2 protein-coding genes are annotated in these 2,400 nt (G+C 61.6%); both read left to right on the forward strand.

The genetic code is table 11. The annotated features are described in order from the left end of the window. Positions 1-62: 62 nt before the first annotated feature. Positions 63-578: an Hcp family type VI secretion system effector gene (locus tag CAG02_RS29375; RefSeq protein ID WP_007949952.1), complete on the forward strand. Its 516-nt coding sequence runs from the start codon at positions 63-65 to the stop codon at positions 576-578. A gap of 128 nt (positions 579-706) precedes the next feature. Then, a partial coding sequence (locus CAG02_RS29380) for a type VI secretion system tip protein VgrG (RefSeq protein ID WP_085713235.1) occupies positions 707-2,400 on the forward strand: 1,694 nt, incomplete at its 3' end.

A 2,400-nucleotide genomic window follows, 5' to 3' on the forward strand; every position in this document is an offset into this window, starting at 1 on the left:
GGCACCCACCGGGCGATTTCGCCTCCCGGGCACCCTAACTTTATCCGCAAGGAGCACCTCCCATGGCAACACCAGCGTACATGTCGGTTACCGGCGAAAAACAAGGCCTGATCACTGCCGGCGCCTTCACTGCCGACTCCGTTGGCAACACCTACCAGGAAGGCCACGAAGACCAGGTCATGGTTCAGGCTTTCACCCACGACGTGATCATCCCGCGTGACCCGCAATCCGGTCAGCCAACCGGTCAGCGCGTGCACAAGCCAGTTGTGATCACCAAGGTCTACGACAAGGCTTCGCCTCTGCTGCAAGCAGCACTGACCTCCGGCGAGCGCATGAGCGAAATCGTTATCCAGTGGTACCGCACTTCGGCTCAAGGTACCCAAGAGCACTACTACACCACCAAACTGGAAGACGCGATCATCGTCGCCATCAACAACAAAATGCACAACTGCCAGGATCCAGGCAACGCGCACTTCACCCACCTGGAAGAAGTGCAGTTCACCTACCGCAAAATCACCTGGACCCACGAAGTATCCGGTACTTCGGGTTCCGATGACTGGCGTGCTCCAGTCGTTTAATTACGGCTGATCGTTTCAAGCATCGGCCAGCTCTGCTGGTCGATGTTGTTTACGCCCCTCCAGAATTTCGCGCGCGTTGACCGCTCTTGCGGTTGACGGGCGCCGCTGTACAGCACGAGGAACAAGGGATGTTCGCGCCGGCCAATGAAACCCACTTTGCCCTGACCATCGAAGGGCTTTCCGCCGATTTCCAGGTGTTTACCCTCACCGGTCGGGAAGCCATCAGCCAGCCGTTTGCCTTCGAGGTGGAGCTGGTCAGTGAGCAGCCGTCGCTGGACCTCGAAACCCTGCTGCACAAACCGGCCTTCCTGCAGCTGTCGCCCGACGGCAGCGGCATCCATGGCCTGATCGACCGCGCCGCGCAAGGCGATTCCGGCAAGCGCCTGACGCGCTACTCCGTGACCCTGCGCCCGCAACTTTCGTACCTGGCGCACCGGATCAACCAGCGGATCTTCCAGAACCTCAGCGTGCCGAAAATCATCGGCAAGGTCCTCGAAGAACACGGCATCCAGGGCAACGCCTATGAGTTCCAGACCGGTTCGATCTACCCCGAGCGTATCTACTGCGTGCAGTACGACGAGTCGGACCTGCATTTCATCCAGCGCCTGTGCGAAGAAGAAGGCATTCACTACCACTTCCAGCACAGTGCCACGGCGCACAAACTGGTGTTCGGCGATGACCAGACGGTGTTCCACAAACTGGCGCCGGTGGCCTATCAGCAGGACTCCGGCATGGTCGCCAGCGACCCGGTGATCAAGCGCTTCGACCTGCGCCTGGAAACCCGCACCAGCCGCACCACCCGCCGCGATTACGACTTCGAAAAACCGCGCATCACCCTCGAAAGCGAAAACCGTGGCGACGCCCTGCCCGACCTCGAGGATTACGATTACCCGGGCCGTTTCGTCGACCGCGAACGCGGCAAACACCTGGCCAAACGCGCCCTCGAACGCCACCGCAGCGACTTCCAGCTCGCCGAAGGCAGGAGCGACCAGCCGCTGCTGGTCAGCGGCCATTTCCTCGCGCTGAAGGAGCACCCGAAAGCCAAGTGGAATGACCTCTGGCTGCTCACCGAAGTCCACCACGAAGGCAAACAGCCGCAGGTGCTGGAAGAATCGGTGACCAGCGACACCACCGCGCTGAAAGACGATTTCCACCAGGGCTACCGCAACCGCTTCCAGGCCACCCCGTGGGACGTGCCGAACCGCCCGCCCCTGCGCCACCCGAAACCGCGCATCCTCGGCAGCCAGAGCGCCGTGGTCACCGGCCCGCAAGGCCAGGAAATCCACTGCGACGAATACGGCCGGGTCAAGGTGCAGTTCCACTGGGATCGCGACGGCCTGGCCGACGACAAGACCAGCTGCTGGCTGCGCGTCTCCAGCGCCTGGGCAGGCGCCCAATACGGCGGCATCGCCATCCCGCGCATCGGCATGGAAGTGCTGGTCACCTTCCTAGAAGGCGACCCCGACCAGCCGCTGATCAGCGGCTGCCTGTACCACAAGGAAAACACCGTCCCCTACGCCCTGCCGGCGAACAAGACGCGCACCACCTTCAAGACCCTGAGCTCCATGGGTGGCGGCGGCTTCAACGAACTGCGCATCGAAGACAAGAAAGGCCAGGAACAGATCTTCCTCCACGCCCAGCGCGACTGGGACGAGAACATCGAACACGACCAGAAAATCCGCGTCGGCAACGAACGCCACGACGTCGTGGAAAAAAACAGCTACACGGAATTCAAGGCCGAAGAACACCACACCGTCTACGCAGACCGCAAAGTCGAAGCCCGCGCCAACGACCACCTGACCGTGGGCGTGAACCAGCACAT

Origin of the sequence: Pseudomonas sp. R43(2017), assembly GCF_002112345.1 — a bacterium.
Lineage (GTDB): Bacteria > Pseudomonadota > Gammaproteobacteria > Pseudomonadales > Pseudomonadaceae > Aquipseudomonas > Aquipseudomonas kribbensis.

Bases quoted from the DNA above. Each gene is read 5' to 3' on its own strand.
- CAG02_RS29375 (WP_007949952.1), top strand. From the start codon at position 63: ATGGCAACACCAGCGTACATGTCGGTTACCGGCGAAAAACAAGGCCTG.